Source organism: Streptomyces sp. NPDC127119 (assembly GCF_042677425.1).
Lineage (GTDB): Bacteria > Actinomycetota > Actinomycetes > Streptomycetales > Streptomycetaceae > Streptomyces.
Genome location: NZ_JBHXTO010000008.1, coordinates 59619 through 74317 on the forward strand (window position 1 = coordinate 59619; position 14699 = coordinate 74317).

The window sequence follows — 14699 nt, forward strand, 5'->3', positions numbered from 1 at the left end:
GTGAGCGGGTTGCGAGCCCTTACTCGCTCCCGTCGGACAGAACACACGTGTATCCCTCTGAGCGTCCCCGCCCTGTGCTCTCCGCAACGGCGCCGACCGCAACCAACTGGAAGACGAAGACAATCCGTCATTTCAGACCAGAGGGAGAACGGAAATCGACCGCGTCTGAACACAGTGCTTCCCATCCGCCCACACGCACGGGGCGGCGCCCGCTACCGATGGGCATGCCCGTCCGTATCTGGACAGGCCGTCCTCGGCCCGCCCGCAGGTGCCCGGAACCGTACAGATGATCAAGGTTGCGCTCTCAGTCACCCGACCACTGGCGAAGTTTGTAACGCGGTGCGCCAGTTGGCATTCCGGTTCCTGCACGCTCACTCCTGGCTTGGCCCGTCAGGGGCCGGTCTGGGGTGGGGGTGCAGGCGGAGCCAGTGCTGTAGTTCGCGGTGGCGGTACTGGTAGGCGGGTCCGCTGTAGCGCATGAGTCCTGCGGAGACGGCCCAGTCAAGGAAGAGGCCGAGTTGGAGCGGCAGGCGGCGGCGCGAGCGGAGCAGGAACACCGCATACCGGCGTGAAGTAGAAAAACCTCCCGCGAGTCCGGCCCTGCCGCCCACGACCCCTAACACGAGTCCCGTGAGCCAGGTCAGGAACCCGAACAGGACTCCAAGCGTGAGCGCGAACGTGAGCCCGGCCAAGAAGTCGACCCTGATGACATCCCGGGCTCCACAGCGCCTGCTCGGTTTCTGCGGTCCAGAGCCGAGCACAACCCAGCCCATGAACCCGACCATGATTCCAATGGTGAGTCCGGCTGTGAAGCCAGCCTTGATTCCGGCGGTGATCCCGACCGCGATCCCGCCCATGAGTCCGACCGCGATGTTGCGGCGTGGCGGAAAGGTTGTGAACAGGTCGTTCAGACCCATGGGAGTGGGGGCTTGGAGGGCAACAGTCATTCCGAGTACGACGGCGAGCGCAACGATCGCAGCTGCGAGCTGCCCTAATGGCTCTGGGGTGGGGATGCGGGTGAAAGGGAGCGTGGTGAGGACGGTGAGGGTGGTGATGAGGGTGTCAGTGGCGCGGACGCGGGTGGGTCCGGCGAGGGGCCACAGTTCGTGCAGGACGAGGTCGGTGGCCTCCGCACGCGCGGGGGCTGCGGGTTGGAGGGTGCCGGTGGGATCGAGGCGGGTGGTGAGGTGGTGGAGCCACCGGTGGGTGTCCTCGGCGGTGTGGCCGCGGGGGTTGGGGGTGGTGCGGGTGGCGGCGGGGATGAAGCGGGCCATGAGGTGCTCGTCGAGGGCGTCGGCGTTCGGGAGGGCGAGAAGTTCAGCGGGGTTGCCGTCGTCGTGGTAGGCGGTGGCGGTCAGGCACAGCCGCCACAGAGTGGAGAGCACGGCTGAGTGAACTCCGGCGGGATGGGTGGCCAGGCGGCCAGGTAGGTGTAGGCGTCGCTGGTAGCGACGGGGGCGATGGCGATGCGGGCGGTGTCCAGGAGTGTGGTGCCGGGGGCGAGTGTGTCGTAGTGGCGGGTGCGGCAGGTCAGGATGAGCGGTCCGGCGTCCCGCCCCTGCTGGTACAGGTTGAGGGCCTGGACGACGGCGGCGGCGCGGGGCGCGGCGGGGTCGGGGGAGCCGTCGGCGAGCAGGGGGTCCATCTCATCCAGGCCGTCCAGGACCGGCAGCACCAGGTGGTGGCGGATCAGGTCGGCGGCCAGGTCCGCGGGCCAGTCGTAGGCGTCGACCAGCCGCTGCTGGAGATGGTTGGGCAGGGACTGACGGTCGGTGTCCCAGTGGGAGAGGGCAACTCGGACCGGGACCGGATCGTCGTCGGTGCGGCTGTCGATGAGGGCCAGCAGGAGTTCCAGAGCCAGGACGGTCTTGCCGGCGCCTGGAGCGCCGGTGATGACCAGCCGTGAGGGGCGGGTGGCGCGGTAGTAGGTGACGATGTAGGGCACGATCGCTGGGCCCGGGCCGTCGGCCGACAGACGTCCGGCAGGCGGGGCCGCCGCCGGCCGGACCGCGGCCGGGTGCAGCATGTAGGTGGTCGGCGATGACGGCAGCATCCTTGGCATCGGTCTTGCTCTCGCCGCGGTTGCTCTCGCTCGCACGGTTGACGGCCCGGCCGGAGATGTAGTGCACCCTCTGGTCGTGGGTGAGCAGGATCGTAATGGTCAGGGCGGCTTCGCCATCGGCCAGGTCGATGTCCCAGGTCACCTCGCCGCCCAAGGCCAGGACGTTGGCCAGGAGTTCGAGCGGCACGGGTTCGTCGTTGGCCACGCGCCGCGACAGCAGTCGACGGCCGCTCTCGTCAATCGCGATGCAGTTGTAATGGTTCTTGCCCGCGTTGATGTCGGCCCAGGTCACGGTCACGTGGCGCCTCCGTGCGGTGTGCTGAGGGTGCCTGCACGGACGACCTTGCTGTCAACTCCCCGCAGGGCGATCATTCGCAATTCCTAATCGGCAGCCGAGTCGTCGCGGGGCGCCGAGCGGTCAGTCGGTAAAGCCACCAACGGCAGAGCGCTTCCGACCGCACTCGGCGCCTCTGGGCGGGACAACCATACGAAGGGCTGACCGCGTCCCGCAGAACAACGTAGGGAGCGCTTCAGTCGGCGCGTGAGTACTTCATTGGCGGGCTGGACTTTCGGCATCGATTGCGACTGCGAGTTGGTCGGCGTACTCGGTCAGGGCTGCACGACGGAGGATGAAGCACCGCGAGGCGCCAGGAGCACCACGAGCCGGATCGGAACCGGTGACCGGTTTCGCGGGGATCGAAATCCTCAGCGCATGACGATGTGATGTAGGTCACATAGGGTGTTAAAACCTGTGCGCAGTATCGGGCGTCTGGTTGATGTGGGATCACGCAGGAGAGCACTGGAGGAGTTGGATGAGGAGCGCCTCGTCCAGCTGGTGGCCAGAGGTGACCGCGGGGCGTTCGACGAGTTGTATCGGCGCACGTCGCCGTGGCTGGCGGTGCGGTTGCGCCGCCGGTGCGCGGACGAGCAGATCGTCGCTGAGGTAATGCAGGAGGCCTATCTCGCGGTGTGGCGCGCGGCTGGTGCGTTCGCCGGGAGCGCTGTCGGCGGGACGGCTGTCGGGTGGCTGTGGACGATCGCGGCGCGCCGCCTCGTCGACGCGTTCCGGCGCCGCGCCCACCATGCCAAGCCGCCGGTCGCCGCTGAGCGGGCGGTGGTGCCTGCGGCGGAGGACGAGGCGTTGGCCGGGACCGTAGGCGGGGATGTCGGTGATGCCCTGCGGCAACTGGCGCCGGAACTTCGAGAGGTCCTGCAGGCCATGGTGCTGGACGGGTTCTCCGTGCGGGAGACCGCCATGTTGCTCAGATTACCCGAAGGCACGGTCAAGACCCGCGCCCGCCGGGCCCGGATCATGATGCGGAAGGCGCTGGCATGAGCGGAGAACACGCGTCGATGCGGCTGCTCGACGACTACGTCCGTGGTGGCAGGGAGATGGACGCGGACGTGGTGTGGGCAGTGGAGGCACATCTGGAGACGTGCGCGATGTGCCGGAGTCGTCTGGCGGCGTCCGTGGCCGCCGAGGTGCCTGGCCTTGCCACGCTCCTCGGCACCGTCCGGGCCAGTCTGGAACTCCAGATGGTGGCAGCCGTGAGGACACCCTCGTGGCGACGCCGCCCGCAGTGGCTGTCGGCCTGGCTGACGCCGGCTATGGCCCCGTGGCTGGCCATGACTGTCGTCGTCACCTTGATGGCGATGCTGCTGGACTCGCTTGCGCGGCCCGCGGTCTTCGGTGACATCTCTCCCGTGTTGGCGGTCGCGCCTGTGCTGCCGCTGGGCGGTGTCGCCGCATCGTGGTCGCGCGGCCTGGACCCGGCGCACGAACTGATGGCCTCGACCGCCCGAGCCGGCCTGCCTCTGCTCCTCAGACGCACCACGGCGGTTCTCCTGGTGGTCCTGCCCGGGCTCCTGGTGGGGGGCTGGCTGACCGGAACGATGACGGCTGCGGAGTGGCTGCTGCCCTCCCTTGCCTTCACCTCCACGGCCCTGGCGCTGGGCAGCGTGGTCGGCGTGCCCCGCGCCGCCAGCGGGCTGGCGGTCGCATGGGGCGTCGTCGTTGTGGCACCCGCATGGGTTACCGGTCACGTCCCGCTTGCCCTGCAAATTCTCCTCCAGCCCGACCAACTGCCCGTGTGGGGGTTGCTCTTCGCGCTCGGCATCGGCGCCGTGATCACCCGCCGAAGCGCGTACTCAGCGCCATGAACCATCGTCGACCCTCGGAAGGGACCACCGCATGACGCCCACCACGAGCGAGGCCAACACCGCGCCGAAAACCTATGCATGGGAGATCCGGGCCAGCAGCCTGAGAGTACGCGTCGGACGCAAGAAGATGGCCGTCGACAAACTCGACCTCTCCCTGGGCATCGGTACCCACGGCCTCCTGGGGCCCAACGGAGCGGGAAAGACCACCCTGATCCGGACGCTGGCCACCGTGCTGCGCCCCACCGAGGGCGAACTGGAGATGCTCGGCACCCGCGTGGGCGCGATGGTCGACCACCGGGCTCTGCGCCGCCAGATCGGCTACCTGCCGCAGGATTTCGGCTACTACAAGCGCTTCACGGTGCGTGAGTTCGTCGAGTACATGGCCTGGTTGAAGGAGGTTCCAAAGGCGGCCGTCCCCGAGGCCGTCCAGCGGGCCGTGGACCGGGTGGGACTGGCGGACCGCGCCGACCATCGGATGAAGACCCTGTCCGGCGGCATGGTCCGGCGGGCCGGCATCGCCCAGGCCATCGTCAACGATCCCGCGATGCTGCTGTTGGACGAGCCGACAGTCGGCCTGGACCCGGCGCAGCGGTTGCGCTTCCGCGAACTGTTACAGGAACTGGGCCGCGACACCTGTGTGGTCGTCTCCACCCATCTGGTCGAGGACGTCGCGGCCGCCTGCTCCGATGTGGTGCTCTTCGCCGAAGGCCGCCTCGTCTTCCAGGGCACGCCGGACGACCTGGCCGCGGCAGGCGGCGCCGAATACCCGGGCGACAGCCCCCTGGAGCGCGGCTACTCGGCGCTGCTCCAAGACTCCGAGCAGCCGGGAGGCACATGGTGAACGGACCTGTCCTGCGCATCGAGCTGAAGCGTTCCATCGCCCCATGGCCCGGCTTCGTCGTCCTGACAGGCAGCCTGGCGGTCCTCCTGCTGATCGACGGCATCTGGTGGCAGGGCGAGGCAGGATGGACGGCCCAGTGGACCTCCATGGCTCTGTGGACTCGAAGCCTGCTGAGCTTTTGGTGGCCACTCGTGGTGGGTCTGGGGGCGGTGTACGGGCTGCGGGACTCCCGCTCGCGGATGACCGAACTGCTGACGACCATGCCGCTGCCGGCCTGGCGTCGTGCAGCGCTGCCGGCCGGCACGGCGGCACTCGTGCTGGCGTCCGGCTTCGGCCTCCTGGTCCTCGTGGGCGCAGTCCAGGTGGCACTCGGCGCCACCTCCTACATGAGCCTCGGCTGGCTGCCGATCTCTCTGGTGGCGGCGCTGTCCCTCATCGCGGGAGCCGTGTTCGGCATGGGCTTCGCGCGGACCGTCCCTTCTGTGCTCACCCCGCCGGCCCTGACGATATTCCTCTTGCTGACAGCCCTCCTCCTGCGGCAGAACAATGACGGGGCACTGCCGTCGAGCGACGCACCGAACCGGCTCGCCCTGCTGTTCCCGGTGACCGCGGAGCCGCGGGAGATGCTGTTGACCCTGTCCCGTTCCGTGCACCTCGGTCAGACGCTGTGGCTGCTTGGCCTGCTCGCTACCGGTTTCGCGCTGCTGTCGGCCACGACCCGCCGCTTCCGACTGCTGGCGGTGGCCCCCGTCCTGGTCGGCGCGTGCCTGGCCCTGCTGATCCTCCCTACCACTCCGCGCGGCACCTACGTCATCGACAAGACCGCCGCCGCCCTGGTCTGCGAGGGGCGGGTGTGCGTTACGCAGGCGAACCGCTCACATCTGCCCGATCTCGCGCGGCGCGGCAAGGACGCGCTGCGCGTGCTGCGCGACGCCCTGGGCGACAAGGCGCCGAACTCGGTACGGGAGGACACCAAGCTGCGCCGGCTCGGCGACGAACGCCACCTCTCCGGCGACGCGGTGCTGGTTGACTTCGACGACCCGCTGATCGCCCATGCGACGGGAGCGGAACTGACCCGCCTCCTGGTCGCCCAGGGCCTGGCACCGAATTGCGCACCGCGCACTCCTTGGGAGGGCGGAGGTGCGGTCGACATCCCTGTACAGAGCATCGCCGCGAGCTGGGCCCTGGGCGATCGCCAGTTCAAACCGCTGCATGCGCCGGACTCTTACTGGTACTCGCTGAGTACCGCCGACGTCGCCTGGCAGAGACTGATGGCGCTGTCACCGCCCGAGCAACGCTTGCGGATAGCCGAGGTGCACGCCGCCGCCCTCTCCTGCACGGGGTACAACGGGCTTTCGGTGCTGAATGGGAAGGCGTCGCCATGAGGTGGCTGATCCTGTACGCCCGTTCACGACAGGTGCCCACCTCGGCCGCGGCGGTCGCGCTCGTCGCGCTGACAGCATGGGCCTTCCACCAGGACGGCACGGGCCCGATGAACCTGGGGATCGCGGTCCTGATCCTGACCGCGAACGTGGCGGCCGCTTCCGTCGGGCTCGGTGGGCGAGACATCTCACTGGATCGGACGGCCGCAATTCGGTGGATCCCCCGCAGGGCCGCGCACGTGCTGGTGGCCGGCGCGGTCGCCGGGACGGCGCTGCTGGCAGTCCAGGGGGCGGGAGCCAAGTTCGCCCCGGCCGCGCTCATCCTCCGGGACAGCGCGGGCCTGGTCGGCCTGGCCGCGCTCGGGGCGGTGTTGTGCGGGGCACAGTTCGCATGGACCCTGCCGGTCGGTTGGCTCGCGTTCACCCTCCTCGTTCCGATTCCACCAGGTATCGCGGGAGAGGTGAGCGGCTGGATGATCATTACCCCCGCCACGACGGCGTCCGCCACCACCGCATGGGCCCTGCTGGCGACCGGCACCGTGCTGTACGCCGCAGCAGGACCGAGACGGTAACGGACACGCTCCGCGCTGAGCGCTTCCGTCGGTGAAGCTCGCCGACGGAAGCGCTCCCTACGTTGTTCTGCGGGACGCGGCCAGCCCTTCGTATGGTTGTCCCGCCCAGGGGCGCCGAGTGTGGTTGGAAACGCTCTGCCGTTGGTGGCTTTGACTGACTGGCCGCTCGGCGCCCCGCGACGACTCGGCTGCCGATTAGGAATTGCGAATGATCGCTCTGTAGGGAGTTGACAGCGAGGCCGTCCGTGGGAGGCACCCTCAGCACACCGCACGGAGGCACCACATGACCGCGATCTGGGCCGGCATCGACGCGGGCAAGACCCACCACTACTGCGTCGCGATTGACGAGAGCGGCCGTCGACTGCTGTCGCGGCGCGTGGCCAACGACGAACCCGTACTGCTCGAACTCCTGGCCGACGTCCTGGCCTTGGGTGGCGAGGTGACCTGGGGCATCGACCTGGCCGATGGCGGAGCCGCCCTGGCCAGCACGATCCTGCTCACCCACGACCAGAGGGTGCACTACATCTCCGGCCGGGCCATCAGCCGTGCGAGCGAGAGCTACCGCGGCGAGGGCAAGACCGATGCCAAGGATGCTGCCGTCATCGCCGACCAGGTCCGCGTCCGGCGCGATCTGCACCCCTTACGGCCCGGCGACGAGACCGTCACCGATCTCAAGATTCTCACCGGCCGCCGGATCGACCTGGTCGCCGACCGCACCCGCACCGTGAACCGCCTTCGCGCCCAGCTGACCGGCGTCTTCCCGGGCCTGGAGCGGGCACTGGATCTGACCAACACCGGGCCGCTCACTCTGGTGAGCGGCTACCAGACGCCCGCGGCCATCCGCCGGATCGGCCGCAAGCGGCTGGAGAACTGGCTCCGCAACCGCCGCGTGCTCCGGGCCGACCAGCTCGCCGAGACTGCGGTCCAGGCCGCGGAGCGTCAGCGCACGAGTCTGCCCGGCGAGAGGCTGGCCGCACAGCTGGTGCACGCACTGGCAAAGGAGGTGACGGCCCTCAACCGGCAGGTCGCCGATATCGACAAGCACATCGAGGCCCGGTTTCGCGAGCACTCAGCCTTCGACGTGATCAACAGCTTGCCCGGCATGGGACCCATCCTGGGCGCTGAATTCCTGGCCGCCACCGGCGGCGACATGGCCGTCTTCGGCACCGCCGACCGCCTCGCCAGCTTCGGAGGCGTCGCACCAGTGCCGCGCGACTCCGGGAAGATCAGTGGCAACCTACGGCGCCCCAAACGATACAACCGGCGGCTCCAACGGGTCTTCTATGCCTCGGCGTTGTTCAGCATCCGGCACTGCGAGGAATCCCGCCGGTTCTACGAACGCAAACGTGCCGAGGGCAAGCTCCACATCCAAGCCGTCCTCGCCCTCGCCCGCCGCCGCGTCAACGTCCTCTGGGCTCTCCTACGCGATGGACGATGTTACGAACTCACACCTCCCGCCGCTCTCGAGGCTTGACAGACGGCATTAGGAATCAGTCACAGGTGGCTGGGCAGGGCCGTCTTCTGTTGACCGCCAGTACGACAACTATTCGCGGGTAGGGCGGGTGCTGGGCGCTCGCCGCCCAGCAGCCGAGTCCTGCAGGGCGACGGCGGCGGCGCCGATGACGGCGGCGCTCGCGAGCTCGGCCGCGGGCGGGCAGGGGCCTGCTCCGCCAGGCCAGGAGAGGCCGCTGGCTGCCCTCCGTGATTTTCTACGGTCGTGTAGAAAAGGCGGGTGATTGGGTGTCAACCTGGCGGCCAGCGGGGGAGGATGCCTCGACGACCGTTGATCAACTTGGAGAGTCCGCACCGTGTCACGCCTGGCCTGTATCCCCGTCCTTGCCGTCCTTCTCACCGTCACCGGCTGTGCCGGTCTGCCGAATGTGGAGACCTCCGATGGCCGACCCGCCGTCACGACCGCGCCCGAGGCTGCTGGTTCGGGCTCTGCCGCCGTGGACGGGGTTGGCGGTGCGGACGGTGGTCTCGCGCTGGTGCAGGCGGTGGAGCAGCTCACCGTGAAGCCGGAGGCGCGCGTTGCGTACAGCCGGTCCGCTTTCAGGCACTGGAATGCGGGGCTGGTCGAGGGCGACGGCTGCGACACCCGGGCCGAACTCCTGATCGCCGAGGCCGTCGAGAAGCCGACCCTGGGCGACGGCTGCAAGTTGACCGGCGGCCAGTGGCTGTCCTACTACGACGAGGTCACCGTCACCAGCGCCCCGGGCCTGGACGTGGACCACATGGTGCCTCTGGAGGAAGCATGGTCCTCCGGCGCCCACGCGTGGACGGCCGAGCGTCGCGAAGCGTACGCCAACGACCTCGACGCACCCCGCTCGCTGGTCGCGGTCACCGCGAAGACCAACCGCTCCAAGGGCAAGCGGGACATCGCCGAGTGGCTGCCCCCGGCCACATCCGCCCTGTGCACCTACCTCGAAGACTGGACCGCCACCAAACTCCGCTGGAACCTCACCATCGACCAGACCGAGCACGACGCACTCGCCGCCCGTGCGAACAACTGCCCCGACTCCACGATCACCTACAAGCCCGCACCCTGAAACCGGCGCATCCCCCGCCCCGGCCAACGCCGTTCGCGTTGATCACTTCGGTGTGCTCAGGCCGGTGCGGCTGGCGCAGTTGCTGTCACCTGGGTGGCCGAGAAGGAGCGGGCGCTGGTGTCGGTCAGGAGGAGATCGCGGCTCTGTCCGACCACGCACGGTTGCCGGGTTCGAAGCCGCACCTGACGCCGGCGCTGAAATAAGCACAGTTCCCGGTGGCCGCCAGGACCGCGGCGGCGCGAAGCGCCCACTGCAGTGGACCAGGCGCGTCTGTGCTCTTCACCGGTGCTGCCTATCGCCGCACCCCGGCGAGCCGGTGAAAGCGATCCGACTGGCGACTACCCCTTGCGGTGATCTCGGATCCGGAAGCCCGAGCTGCAAGTCGGCAGATACGCTCCGCTCCCGAACGGCCTTGGCCTGGGTGAGGAGCGCGGCGATCGCTTTGAGTAAGGCAAGATGGTCTGCTGGTCGCGGGCGATCGTGAGGCCCGGTCATGCGACCAGGCGCAGCCAGGCTGCCGCGAGTGCGGCGTGACCGGCCGGCGTCGGGTGTACGCCGTCCGCAGCCCAGTACTCCGGCCCGGTCGTCGCAGAGAGTTCGGTGAACATGTCGTCGGCGTCCAGTAGATGTGCACCGTACGTGCGGGCGAGCCTGCGCACGGCCTGGATCTTCGGGTCCAGGTCGATGCGCCATTGCTTTCGCTCTTTCTCGCCAATGAGTGCATATCCGGCCCCGGCTTCGACGACGCCGCGGATCGGCAGGAGGAACGGTTCGATGAGGATCAGCTGCGTACCTGCCTCGGCGAGGGGAGCGAGCAGCCGGTCATAACCTGCTTCGAACTCCGCCACGGGAATCACATACCCCTTCGGGTCCAGGGTGTGCCAGCCCATGTCGTTGACCCCGACGAGGATCGACACCACGTCCGGGCGGGCGTCGAGTACGTCCGTCTGCCAGCGGGCTTCCAGGTCCATCACCTTGTGGCCGCCAATTCCGGTGTTCAGCCAGGTCACGGGACGGTCCGGGTGCCGGAGCCCCCACTCACCCGCGACCCGCAGCGGATAGCCGAACCCGAGGCCGTCCTCGCTCGGCAGCCGTTGGCAGTCTGTGATCGAATCCCCGGTGAACATCACGGTGCTTCCCGGTCGGATAGTGATCGTCATATGCGCTCCTTGGGCTCGGGTGAGGAGAGGACGGCGGAAGCCCGTAGTCGGATGGGGCCTCCGCAGTAAGACCTCTCGGAGGGTGTCGGGCCCCACCGACATCGGACCGACAGCGCCGATAGACCGCCGACAACACGACTCCGACGACCGATCACCTCTGGTAAAAAGCACCGATCAGCCAGGAGACCGTGCCTTGCAGGTCGCAAACCCAGGGACCGTCTCGTCTGAATTCCTGCAACGAGCAAATTCGAAGCAGATTTCTGCAAACAGGCACTGACGGCGTTCGCGCGCCGTCGCGGACCACCCTGCGAGTTCCTCGATCAGACCTCAGGCCTGGCACGCCAACTTCACGGGTCCGGCCTCGTTGCCATGCGTTCTGAGACAGGTCTTTCGCTCTGCCAGAGTGACAAGAGGTCGCTGTCGCGCCGTTACAAGGTCCTACGGCATCATCGGCACGAACGCCTGACGGTTCCACCAGCTCGTGCCGGGGTGCATGCGACACAGAGTTACTGATCTAGGGGCATGGCACGGCTACAGCTTGTCCTACGGTTCTGATATGGGCCCACGCGCGCAGAGAGCGTGGGGCGGGCCATGACGGGAAGTCGGAGGCGACGGCCGCGTAAGCACCGGCCAACCGGGTCGGTACACCGCGGGATGTCGCTCGCGCGATCGTCTTCCTCGCGCCACCACGTGACCCTCAAGAACGGATTCGCATGATCATCCTTGGGCTGATTCTCCTTCTCATAGGCGTGCTGGTGGGCGTACCGCTGCTCACCACGGTTGGCGGCGTGCTTATCGTGGCCGGCGCGGTCCTGTGGATCCTTGGAGCGAGCGGACGCAAAATCGCAGGGCGCAAGCACTTTTTCTAGACGAAGCGACACATGGCACGGACGCACGTGTACACCAGGACGGGGCTGTACGGAGAGCAATTCTCCGTACAGCCCCGTCCTGGTGTGGCGTGTGTACATCCCGGGCGGTGGCCGTCTTCCTGGGAGGCGCGGTCGGCCCGTTGTTCATCCCGCGGGGGAGGCCGAGGTCCGCATCACGTGGAAACGGCGGCGTGTGGAGCGGCTGACCGGGATCGTCGCCACGCAGGTCAGCAGGTTCGTCTCCTTGCCTGACGGGGGCGAGATCTTCGGTGCGATGCCGGCCAGTGTGCGCCGTGCCGAGTGCGCGGTGGACATGATGACGGGCCGCACGGTCCGGCACCCGCTGGCGCATTTTGAGGTCTCGTGGGCAGTACTTACAGAAAGCGGCGGATCGGCACGACGGCCGCTTCTCTTGCCCTTTGCGCGAGGTCACGGCGCTTCCACCTGCCGTGCTCGATCAGTACGCTCTTTTCCCGGTCCTCGTCGAAGTGGCTGTCGAGGGTGGCGGTGAAGTCCTGGTCGAGGACGGCGAGCATGACTTCCTCGTCGTGGTCGAGCGAGCGACGGTTGAAGTTGGTGGAACCCACCAGTGAGGCGATCTTGTCGATCGTGATGGTTTTGGCGTGCATCATCGTCGGCTGGTACTGGTAGATCTTCACGCCGCAGCCGGTCAGGTCCTCGTAGTAGCGCTGGCCCGCCAGTTGGCAGACCCGCTTGTCGGTGTGCGGTCCGGGCAGCAGGATCTCCACCTCCACGCCGCGCCGGGCGGCGGTGCACAGCAGCTCGATGAAGTACGCGTCGGGTGAGAAGTATGCGGTGGTCAGCCGGAAGCGTTCCTCGGCCGATTCCAGCATGACGCGGATCAGGGTCTGCATGTCCTGCCAGCCGAAGCTGGCGGAGCCTCGCACCACCTGGACGATGGAGTTGCCCTGCGGGTGGTGTTCGATGAACCGGTCGCGGTGGTCGAACAGCTCCTCGTGGCACTCGGCCCAGTTCTGGGCGAATGCGGCGGCTAGGCCGTCGACGGCAGGCCCGGTGACCTGGACGTGCGTGTCGCGCCACTCGTTTTCGTTACGGGCGTCGCCGCACCACTCCTCGGCGATCCCGACGCCGCCCGTGAACGCGGTCTTCTCGTCTACGACGAGGACCTTGCGGTGGCAGCGGTGGTTCTGTTTGAGCGGTGAGAGGTAGAGCGGCTTGCGGAACCAGGTCACCGTCACCCCGGCCTCGTCCATCAGGTCCAGCTGGCCCTTTTCAATGAGCCGGCTGCCGAACCCGTCGAGCATGAGCCGTACCCGGACTCCGGCGTGGGCGCGTTCGGCCAGCGCTTCGGCGAACTGGCGCGCGATGTCACCGCGCCAGTAGACGAAGGTCATGAGGTCCACGGTGTGTTCGGCGCCCTTGATGGAGTCCAGCATCGCACCGAAGATCGCGTCGCCGTTGCGGAGCGGGACGAGGGCATTTCCTTCGGTGCCGGCGATGCCGATCAGCCGTTCCAGACGACGCCGTATCCGAGCGATGCGCTCCTCGGCCGATGCTCTGGACTGCGCATCTGGGAGGTTGTCCGTCAGCTGCGGGGGATTCTGCGTACTCGTCATGGCCGCACCTGGCCGGCGCAAGAATCGGGAACGGGGGCGGCGCCGGCCCGGACCGGCGCGGACTGGCACAGCGGGCCGACTGTACTGAGCGGGCCTGACAGACGGCTGCCCTGTGCGGGCATGAGCATGCCCGCACAGGGCAGCCGGTAAAGGCACCTCGACCCAAGGAGCTCTTCATGATGATCATCGGCATTGTCGCCGTCTGTATTGTTCTGGCTGTTCTTGCTTTCTTCGTACCCCGCCTCTCCCGGCATCCCGAACGCGGCACCCAGCGCACCCTGGGAGCCGGATCACGCGCCGGCGGCAAGGCCCCCGGCATCCTGGGACGGATCTTCAGCAAGCCCTTCCGCAGCAGCTCCAAGGCAGTTGGCCGCAGCGGATCGGCAGGACGCCGCGCCCGAGACCGTATGCCCTTCTGAGACTCGGGGGATGGAGCCCTACCCGACACGAGAAGCAGTCACAGGGCCTCGGCACTCGGGATCCCCCCAATAAGGACAGCGGACTTCTTCGCCCCGCTCCGCCGGCCGGCCACGAGGACCGGTCATCTGCACCGCCGGCGTCGAGGCCATCAGACCTCTACTGGCTATCGGCTCCTACCCGACTACCCCTCGGGGGCGATGCTCTGGGCTGGAAACAGGGATCGCCTCGCGCACCGCCATTCCGGCACTGTCACGCGCGAATCACGCCGAGGGATCAAGGAGCGGGCGGTGCCCATCAACGTCCTGAGCGCCGAACAGCGCAGGCCCTTCAGTCACTTCACCGCCTGCACGCGATGCAATGGGTCGGCCTCGACATCGTCATCACCTGCTACTCCACCGTGTGACCAGGCTCTGAGCTGGCGACAGCCTGACGCTGTCGGGGAACTTGGAGTGGGGCCGGGTTTTCGGCGTCTGGGGGAGTGGAGGTCGTGTGCCGGGCAAGGTGATGGGTGGTGAGGAGATCGGCGTGGGCGTGGGAAGTTGTTGAATGAGTATGTTGCGATCCTGCGCATCGGGGGCGTTCTCTTGGTGACAGTTCCGGCCGGCCTGAACGACACGACGCTGGTCTTCCTCCAGGAGAAGCTGTCACAGCAGATCGTGAAGAAGGCTGCCCACGGCGTTGTCATCGACATCACAGCCGTAGACACCGTTGACACGTTCGTCGGCCGCAGACTCTCCCTGATTGCCTCAGTGACTGTCCTGCTCGGAGCCCGCCCGGTCCTGGTCGGCATACGCCCCGCCGTCGCTGTGACTTTGGTGCAGCTCGGTCTGGAACTGGACGACATCGCCAAGGCTCGCGATCTCGATGCCGGACTACGAATGCTGAGCGCCCGGGATGCGGCCTCGGCGGGCAGCGCGGGAAGCCAGGGATCCTGGACAAGAGGACCAGCTCTCCCTCTGTCGTAGCGCAACAGTGGCGACTGAGAAAGCGTTGGGACATCTGCCATGATCAGACGATACTGAAGCACACCGAGGTGGGTCGCGATCACGCGCAGCCGGCGTCTGACATCGGCCCACGCCGCACACC

At 67.8% G+C, this 14699-nt stretch carries 15 protein-coding genes and 1 pseudogene; 10 read left to right on the forward strand and 6 right to left on the reverse strand.

What is annotated here, in order from left to right; all coding sequences use genetic code 11:
* Positions 1-371: 371 nt before the first annotated feature.
* The 3 genes and pseudogenes from ACFVH5_RS06340 to ACFVH5_RS06350 all read right to left on the reverse strand — a co-directional run.
* On the reverse strand, positions 372-1385 hold the full coding sequence (locus ACFVH5_RS06340; RefSeq protein WP_385832441.1) for a hypothetical protein: 1014 nt from the start codon (positions 1383-1385) through the stop codon (positions 372-374).
* Entirely contained in the window at positions 1355-2053 is a 699-nt protein-coding gene (locus ACFVH5_RS06345; protein ID WP_385832442.1) for an NACHT domain-containing protein, read from the reverse strand. The genes ACFVH5_RS06340 and ACFVH5_RS06345 overlap by 31 nt, the downstream gene beginning before the upstream one ends.
* Positions 2054-2084: 31 nt before the next feature.
* Positions 2085-2360 (reverse strand): annotated as a pseudogene (locus tag ACFVH5_RS06350) (transposase); the annotation flags it as partial.
* A 537-nt stretch (positions 2361-2897) separates the two neighbouring features.
* Between ACFVH5_RS06350 and ACFVH5_RS06355 the strand changes: the two are divergent.
* The 7 genes from ACFVH5_RS06355 to ACFVH5_RS06385 all read left to right on the forward strand — a co-directional run bounded on the left by ACFVH5_RS06355 (position 2898) and on the right by ACFVH5_RS06385 (position 9566).
* Positions 2898-3398: an RNA polymerase sigma factor gene (locus tag ACFVH5_RS06355; protein ID WP_385832514.1), complete on the forward strand. Its 501-nt coding sequence runs from the start codon at positions 2898-2900 to the stop codon at positions 3396-3398.
* Positions 3395-4222 carry a zf-HC2 domain-containing protein gene (locus ACFVH5_RS06360; RefSeq protein ID WP_385832443.1) on the forward strand — a complete coding sequence of 276 codons (828 nt, stop codon included), beginning with the start codon at positions 3395-3397 and terminating at the stop codon, positions 4220-4222. Before ACFVH5_RS06355 ends, ACFVH5_RS06360 begins: the two co-directional genes overlap by 4 nt.
* A gap of 31 nt (positions 4223-4253) precedes the next feature.
* Positions 4254-5063: an ABC transporter ATP-binding protein gene (locus ACFVH5_RS06365; RefSeq protein ID WP_385832444.1), complete on the forward strand. Its 810-nt coding sequence runs from the start codon at positions 4254-4256 to the stop codon at positions 5061-5063.
* Entirely contained in the window at positions 5060-6448 is a 1389-nt protein-coding gene (locus ACFVH5_RS06370) for a hypothetical protein (RefSeq protein WP_385832516.1), read from the forward strand. The genes ACFVH5_RS06365 and ACFVH5_RS06370 overlap by 4 nt, the downstream gene beginning before the upstream one ends.
* Positions 6445-7017, forward strand: a complete 573-nt coding sequence (locus tag ACFVH5_RS06375) for a hypothetical protein (protein WP_385832445.1) — start codon at positions 6445-6447, stop codon at positions 7015-7017. Before ACFVH5_RS06370 ends, ACFVH5_RS06375 begins: the two co-directional genes overlap by 4 nt.
* Before the next feature lie 283 nt (positions 7018-7300).
* Positions 7301-8491: an IS110 family transposase gene (locus tag ACFVH5_RS06380; protein ID WP_385832446.1), complete on the forward strand. Its 1191-nt coding sequence runs from the start codon at positions 7301-7303 to the stop codon at positions 8489-8491.
* Between the two features lie 334 nt (positions 8492-8825).
* Positions 8826-9566: an HNH endonuclease family protein gene (locus ACFVH5_RS06385; protein WP_385832447.1), complete on the forward strand. Its 741-nt coding sequence runs from the start codon at positions 8826-8828 to the stop codon at positions 9564-9566.
* Positions 9567-10057: 491 nt separating this feature from the next.
* Here the strand turns inward: ACFVH5_RS06385 and ACFVH5_RS06390 are convergent, their stop codons facing one another.
* A complete protein-coding gene (locus tag ACFVH5_RS06390) occupies positions 10058-10693 on the reverse strand; it encodes an SGNH/GDSL hydrolase family protein (protein ID WP_385832517.1) in 636 nt (211 codons plus the stop codon).
* 746 nt (positions 10694-11439) lie between these two features.
* Here ACFVH5_RS06390 and ACFVH5_RS06395 point away from each other — a divergent pair.
* Positions 11440-11595, forward strand: coding sequence for a hypothetical protein (locus ACFVH5_RS06395; protein ID WP_385832448.1), 156 nt, complete (start codon positions 11440-11442; stop codon positions 11593-11595).
* A 144-nt stretch (positions 11596-11739) separates the two neighbouring features.
* On the opposite strand, the gene ACFVH5_RS06400 is transcribed toward ACFVH5_RS06395, so the two are convergent.
* Both ACFVH5_RS06400 and ACFVH5_RS06405 read right to left on the reverse strand, forming a co-directional pair.
* Positions 11740-11910 carry a hypothetical protein gene (locus tag ACFVH5_RS06400; protein WP_385832449.1) on the reverse strand — a complete coding sequence of 57 codons (171 nt, stop codon included), beginning with the start codon at positions 11908-11910 and terminating at the stop codon, positions 11740-11742.
* Positions 11911-11969: 59 nt separating this feature from the next.
* Positions 11970-13193 carry a phosphatidylserine/phosphatidylglycerophosphate/cardiolipin synthase family protein gene (locus tag ACFVH5_RS06405; protein WP_385832450.1) on the reverse strand — a complete coding sequence of 408 codons (1224 nt, stop codon included), beginning with the start codon at positions 13191-13193 and terminating at the stop codon, positions 11970-11972.
* A gap of 176 nt (positions 13194-13369) precedes the next feature.
* On the opposite strand from ACFVH5_RS06405, the gene ACFVH5_RS06410 reads away from it, so the two are divergent.
* Positions 13370-13612, forward strand: a complete 243-nt coding sequence (locus ACFVH5_RS06410; RefSeq protein ID WP_385832451.1) for a DUF6411 family protein — start codon at positions 13370-13372, stop codon at positions 13610-13612.
* 543 nt (positions 13613-14155) lie between these two features.
* Positions 14156-14578 carry an STAS domain-containing protein gene (locus ACFVH5_RS06415; protein ID WP_385832452.1) on the forward strand — a complete coding sequence of 141 codons (423 nt, stop codon included), beginning with the start codon at positions 14156-14158 and terminating at the stop codon, positions 14576-14578.
* Positions 14579-14699: the final 121 nt, after the last annotated feature.

Coding starts and splice junctions, on each gene's coding strand:
- ACFVH5_RS06365 (WP_385832444.1), top strand. CDS start 4,254: ATGACGCCCACCACGAGCGAGGCCAACACCGCGCCGAAAACCTATGCA.
- ACFVH5_RS06375 (WP_385832445.1), top strand. CDS start 6,445: ATGAGGTGGCTGATCCTGTACGCCCGTTCACGACAGGTGCCCACCTCG.
- ACFVH5_RS06345 (WP_385832442.1), bottom strand. CDS start 2,053: ATGCTGCCGTCATCGCCGACCACCTACATGCTGCACCCGGCCGCGGTC.
- ACFVH5_RS06380 (WP_385832446.1), top strand. CDS start 7,301: ATGACCGCGATCTGGGCCGGCATCGACGCGGGCAAGACCCACCACTAC.
- ACFVH5_RS06390 (WP_385832517.1), bottom strand. CDS start 10,693: ATGTTCACCGGGGATTCGATCACAGACTGCCAACGGCTGCCGAGCGAG.
- ACFVH5_RS06395 (WP_385832448.1), top strand. CDS start 11,440: ATGATCATCCTTGGGCTGATTCTCCTTCTCATAGGCGTGCTGGTGGGC.
- ACFVH5_RS06360 (WP_385832443.1), top strand. CDS start 3,395: ATGAGCGGAGAACACGCGTCGATGCGGCTGCTCGACGACTACGTCCGT.
- ACFVH5_RS06410 (WP_385832451.1), top strand. CDS start 13,370: ATGATGATCATCGGCATTGTCGCCGTCTGTATTGTTCTGGCTGTTCTT.
- ACFVH5_RS06405 (WP_385832450.1), bottom strand. CDS start 13,193: ATGACGAGTACGCAGAATCCCCCGCAGCTGACGGACAACCTCCCAGAT.
- ACFVH5_RS06400 (WP_385832449.1), bottom strand. CDS start 11,910: ATGTCCACCGCGCACTCGGCACGGCGCACACTGGCCGGCATCGCACCG.